This is a genomic window from Streptomyces sp. NPDC003379, from assembly GCF_053589195.1.
This window is the reverse complement of sequence record NZ_JBSFRK010000107.1, coordinates 1-6133: the sequence shown is the minus strand read 5'-3', so window position 1 is coordinate 6133 and position 6133 is coordinate 1. Positions and strand designations below refer to the sequence as shown.

Annotated in this window: 2 protein-coding genes; both read left to right on the top strand. The window is 74.5% G+C overall.

Annotation, left to right across the window (positions count from 1 at the left end; all coding sequences use genetic code 11):
* The coding region (locus ACWDVB_RS40010) for an SDR family NAD(P)-dependent oxidoreductase (protein WP_451519985.1) at positions 1-4274 on the top strand (4274 nt) is incomplete at its 5' end.
* A partial coding sequence (locus ACWDVB_RS40005) for a type I polyketide synthase (RefSeq protein ID WP_451612056.1) occupies positions 4258-6133 on the top strand: 1876 nt, incomplete at its 3' end. The genes ACWDVB_RS40010 and ACWDVB_RS40005, both read left to right, overlap by 17 nt.

The following is a 6133-nucleotide window of genomic DNA, read 5'->3' as shown; positions in this document are numbered from 1 at the left end:
AGTTGGACGGGGAGTACTGGTATCGAAATCTGCGGGAGACGGTGGAGTTCGAGCAGGCCACCCGCACCCTCCTCGACCTCGGACACACCGCCTTCGTGGAAGTCGGCGCCCACCCCGTGCTGACCGTCGGCCTGGAGGAGACCTTCGAGGCGGCCGGCTCCAATGCCGTGGCCCTGGGCACGCTCCGCCGCGACGAAGGCGGCATGGACCGCTTCCTCGCATCGCTCGCCCAGGCCTGGGCGCAAGGCGTCGCCGTCGACTGGACGACACGCCTCCCCGACGCGCGCGGCCGCGCCGTCGACCTGCCCACCTACGCCTTCCGGCGCCGCAGGTACTGGCTGGAGCGGGACACCGCGGCGGACGTCGCGGGAGCCGGGCTCGACGCCGCCGGACACCCGCTCCTCGGCGCCGTCGTGGAACTCGCCGACGGCGGCGGCCTGGTCCTCTCCGGACGCTTCTCCGTCCGTACGCACCCCTGGCTCGCCGACCACGCCGTGGGCCGCACCGTCCTCGTACCGGGAACGGCGTTCGTGGAGCTCGCCGTCCGGGCCGGGGACGCGGCGGGCTGCGCGCGCCTCGACGAACTGACCCTGGAAACGCCCTTGGTGGTGCCCGCACAAGGAGATGTGCAGATCCAGGTGGTGGTCGGCGCGGCCGACGCGGTCGGCAGCCGTCCCGTGGCCGTGCACGCGCGCACCACGGCGGACGGGTCCTGGTTACGACACGCCTCCGGGACGCTCGCCGAGACGGACCCCGAACCGGCCCGGGCATCCGGCGCTCCACAGCAGTACGACTTCACGGCCTGGCCGCCCTCCGGGGCCGAACCCGTACCGGTCGACGACCTGTACGAGTCCCTGACCCGGCGCGGCTACGGCTACGGCCCCGCGTTCCAGGGACTGCGCGCCGCGTGGCGCCACGGCGACGACGTCTTCGCGGAGGTCTCCCTGCCCGAAACCGCCCGCGCCCGTGCCGCGGACTTCGGCATCCACCCGGCGCTGCTCGACGCGGCGCTGCACGCCGCGAGCCTCTCCGGAGCGACGCCCGACGACGGCACGTGGCTGCCGTTCTCCTGGAGCGGTACGACGCTGCTCGCGACCGGCGCCACCGACGTCCGCGTCCGTCTCGCCCCGGCGGGCCCGAACGCCCTCCGCGTCGACATCGCCGACGCCACCGGCCGCCCCGTCGCCCGCGCCGACACCCTCACCATGCGTCCCGTCACCGCGGCCCAGCTGCGCTCCTCCGGCGGCTGGACGTCCGACGCGCTCTTCCGCGTCGACTGGTCGGCGCTGCCACCGGCGCCGGACGGCCCGGCGGGGCCCGTGGCGGTCATCGGCGAGGACCCGTGGGCCGTAGCGGCGGCGCTGAGCGGCCAGGGCGTCAGCGTCCACCGGTACGCGTCCATCGACGAACTGAGCGCGGCCTGTGCCGAGGGCGCGCACGAGGTCCCACGCACCGCGCTACTGTGCCGCGCCCACGCCGCCGAGGCTCCGAATCCCACCACCACCCCCCTCCACACCACCACTCAGAACTTCCTCTTCCTGGCCCAAGCCTGGCTGGCCGAAGACCGTCTCGAAGCGTGTCGCCTCGTCGCCGTCACGCGCGGAGCCGTCGCCGCCGGGCCGTTCGACGGCGTGTGCGATCTCGGGGCGGCGCCGGTATGGGGTCTGTTCCGTTCCGCGCAGGCCGAGAATCCCGGCAGGTTCGGGCTCGTCGACCTGGAGGATCCGGGTGTCCGGCAGCCCAAGGAGGCCGGTGCCCCGTGGGCCGAGGCGCTCGTCGACGCCCTGCGCGGCGACGAACCCCAAGTGGCCGTGCGGGACGCCCGGCCGCTGATCCCCCGGCTCGCGCGCGCCGACTCCGGAGCCGGGCTCGCGCCGCCCACCGACGGCACCCCGTGGCGGCTCGACGCGGTCGACCAGGGCACCCTCGCCGACCTGGCGTTCGTGCCCTGCCCGGAGGTGGCCGAGCCGCTGCGGGCAGGGCAGGTCCGGGTCGCCGTGCGCGCCGCCGGGCTGAACTTCCGCGACGTCGTGGTGGGCCTCGGCATGGTCCCCGGGCAGGTCGGCATCGGCAGCGAGGGCGCGGGAGTCGTCGTCGACGTCGGGCCCGGCGTCCACGGGATCACCGCGGGGGACCGCGTCATGGGCGTCATGCCGGGCGCGTTCGGGCCGCTCACGGTCGCCGACCACCGGATGCTCGTGCCGATGCCCGCGAACTGGTCCTTCGAACAGGCCGCGGCGGTGCCCATGGTGTTCCTCACCGCGTACTACGGGCTGGCCGACCTCGCCGGCCTGAGCGAGGGAGAGTCCGTGCTCGTGCACGCGGCCGCGGGCGGCGTCGGCATGGCCGCCACCCAGCTCGCCCGGCACTGGGGCGCCGAGGTATACGGCACCGCGAGCCCCGGCAAGTGGCCCGCGCTGCGCGACCTCGGCCTTGACGACGCGCACCTCGCCCACTCGCGCACGCTCGCCTTCGAGGAGAAGTTCCTCGGCGCGACGGACGGCGCCGGGTTCGACGTCGTCCTCGACTCGCTCTCCGGCGACTTCGTGGACGCCTCACTGCGGCTCCTGCCGCGCGGCGGCCGGTTCCTGGAGATGGGCAAGGCCGACAAACGCGACCCCGACGAGGTGGCGGCCGCCCACCCGGGCGTCACCTACCGAGCGTTCGACCTGGTGGAGGCCGGTCCGGACCGCGTCGGCGCCATGCTCACCGACATCGTCGACCTGTTCGAGCGCGGAGTGCTGAGCCCGCTGCCCGTACGCACCTGGGACCTCCGGCAGGCCGGTGAGGCGTTCCGCTTCATGAGCCAGGCCCGCCACACCGGCAAGATCGTCCTCACTGTGCCGCGCCGCATGGACCCCGAGGGCAGCGCCCTGATCACCGGAGGCACCGGCGTCCTCGGCGGCCTGACGGCCCGCCACCTGGTCACCGCGCACGGCATCCGCCATCTGACGCTGCTGAGCCGCAGCGGCGCACAGGCACCCGGCGCCGCCGAACTGGCGGCGGAACTCGCCGAGCACGGCGCCCACGTCACCTTCGCCGCCTGCGACGCCGCCGACCGCACGGCCCTCGCCCGCGTCATCGACGCGATCCCCGCCGAGCATCCGCTGACCGCCGTGGTGCACACCGCGGGCGTCCTCGACGACGGCGTACTCAAGTCCCTGACGCCGCGCCACCTGCGGACCGTGCTGCGCCCGAAGGCGGACGCCGCCCTCCACCTCCACGACCTGACCCGGCACATGGACCTGGCCGCGTTCGTCCTGTTCTCCTCCGCCGCAGGCGTCCTCGGCGGCCCCGGACAGGCCAACTACGCCGCCGCCAACGCCTTCCTCGACGCCCTCGCCGCCCACCGCCGCGCCCACGGCCTGCCCGCCACCTCGCTGGCCTGGGGCCTGTGGGGCGTGGACAGCGCCATGACCGAACAGCTCACCCGCGAGGACATGGCCAGGCTCGCCCGCGGCGGCGCCCTGCCCCTCACCGCGGAACAGGGAATGGCGCTCTTCGACGCGGGCCACGGCCTGCCCGACCCGCTCGTCATGGCCGCCCGGATGGACGCCACCCGGCTGCGCGCCCAGGCCGACGCGGGCACCGTGCCGCTGCTGTGGCAGGGCCTCATCCGCCCCACCGCCCGCCCCGTCGCCGGGGCGGGCCCCACCGGAGCCTCGCTGGTGCGCCGCCTCGCGGGCATGCCCGACGCCGAGCGCCACCGCACCCTGCTCGAACTGGTCCGCACCCACCTCGCCGTCGTACTCGGCCACGCCTCACCCGGCGCGATCGAGGCCGGGCGCGGCTTCCTCGACCTCGGAGTGGACTCGCTGACCGCGGTCGAGTTGCGCAACCGCCTCTCCGCCGCCACCGGCGCACGGCTGCCCGCCACCGTCGTCTTCGACCACCCTAACCCCACCGCGCTCGCCCGCCGCCTACAGGAAGAACTCGCCCCCGACGCCGCCCCCGACACCGCCGACGGAACGCCCGCCGGCCTCGCCGCGGCCGGGCGCCCCGACGCCGACGATGCCGAGGTGCGCCGCCTGCTGTCCACCATCCCCGTGACCCGGCTGCGCGAGACCGGCGTACTGGACACGCTGCTGCGGCTCGCCGCCCCCGCCGACCACCCGTCCGACACCGAAGGGGACGACGGCCCGGACGCCACCGACGCCGTCGACGCCATGGACACCATCGACGCCATGGGCGTCGACGACCTGCTGCGCATGGTGCGCAAGGACACCCCCGGACCGTCCCCTCAGAGCGGAGCCCATGATGAGCACACCCCATGACGAACTCGTCGAGGCCCTCCGGACGTCCCTGAAGGAGACGGAGCGGCTGCGGCGCGAGAACCGCCGCCTCGCCGGGGCGCTGAGCGAACCCATCGCCATCGTCGGCATGGCCTGCCGCTACCCCGGCGGCGCGGACACCCCGGAGAAGCTGTGGCAGCTGGTGGGTTCCGGCGCGGACGGCATCGGCGCCCTGCCGACGGACCGCGGCTGGGATCTGGCGGGCATGTACGACCCGGACCCCGACCGGTCGGGAAAGTCGTACGTCCGCGAGGGCGGATTCGTCCACGGCGCCGGGGAGTTCGACGCGGAGTTCTTCGGTATCTCGCCGCGTGAGGCGTTGGCGATGGATCCGCAGCAGCGGTTGCTGCTGGAGGTGTCGTGGGAGGCGTTGGAGCGTGCGGACATCGACCCGGCGCGGCTGCGCGGCAGCCGCACCGGCGTCTACATCGGGGCGTCGACCTCGGAGTACGTCCCCGGCCTCCAGTACGCCCCCGCCGAAGCCGAGGCGTTCGCCCTGGTCGGCAACACCATGAGCGTGGTGTCGGGCCGCGTCTCGTACGTCTTCGGGTTCGAGGGCCCCGCCGTGACCGTCGACACGGCCTGCTCCGCGTCCCTGACCGCGCTGCACCTGGCCTGCCAGGCCCTGCGCGGCGACGAGTGCTCGCTGGCGCTGGCCGGCGGCGTGACCGTGCTGGCCAGCCCCTCGGCGCTCATCGCCTTCTCACGCCAGCGCGTACTCGCGAGGGACGGCCGCTGCAAGACCTTCTCGGCCGCCGCGGACGGCTTCGGCCCGGCCGAGGGCGCCGGCGTCCTGGTGATGGAACGCCTCTCCGACGCGCGTCGCCTCGGGCACCGCGTGCTGGCGGTGGTGCGCGGCTCGGCCGTCAACCAGGACGGCGCCAGCAGCGGCCTCACCGCACCCAACGGCCCCTCCCAACAGCGCGTCATCAGGGCGGCGTTGGCGAGCGCGGGCCTTTCACCGGCGGACGTGGACGCGGTGGAGGCGCACGGCACGGGAACGCAGCTCGGCGACCCCATCGAGGCGCAGGCGCTGATGGCGACATACGGAGCGGGCCGCGAGGGCGAACCCCTGCGGATCGGCTCCGTGAAGTCCAACATCGGGCACACGGCGGCGGCCGCCGGAGTGGCGGGCGTCATGAAGATGGCCCTAGGCATGCGGCACGGGACGCTGCCGAAGACCCTGCACGCCGACGAGATCACCCCGCACGTGGACTGGGCGGCGTGCCCCGGCGTCACCCCGCTCACCACGGCCGTCCCCTGGCCGCGTACGGACCGTCCCCGGCGCGCGGGCATCTCCTCGTTCGGGATCAGCGGCACCAACGGACACTTGATCCTCGAAGAGGCCCCGCCCGAGCGCCCCACGAACGCCGCCCCGCGGCCCAACCCCCCTGCCGACAACGGGCTGCTGGCGGGCGGCACCCCCTGCATCGTGTCCGGAGCCACCGCCGCGGGCCTGAAGGCCCAGGCCGAACGCCTCGACACCTTCCTCGCCGAACGCCCCGACCTGCGACTGCCCGACCTCGCCGCCGCACTCGCCCGCCGCAGTGCGCTGCCGCACCGCGCGGTGGTCCTCGCCACGGACCACGAGAACCTCCGCGCCGGTCTCGCGTCCGTACGGCAGGGCACACCCGCCGACCACACTGTGACCGACCTCGCACGCAACGGAACCGGCGGTGCGGTCCTGGTGTTTCCGGGTCAGGGGGGTCAGTGGTTGGGGATGGGGTGGGAGTTGTTTGAGGGGTGTGAGGTGTTTCGGGAGTGTGTGTTGGAGGTGGATGGGGTGGTGCGGGGGTTGGTGGGTTGGTCGGTGGTGGATGTGTTGCGTGGTGAGGGTGGTG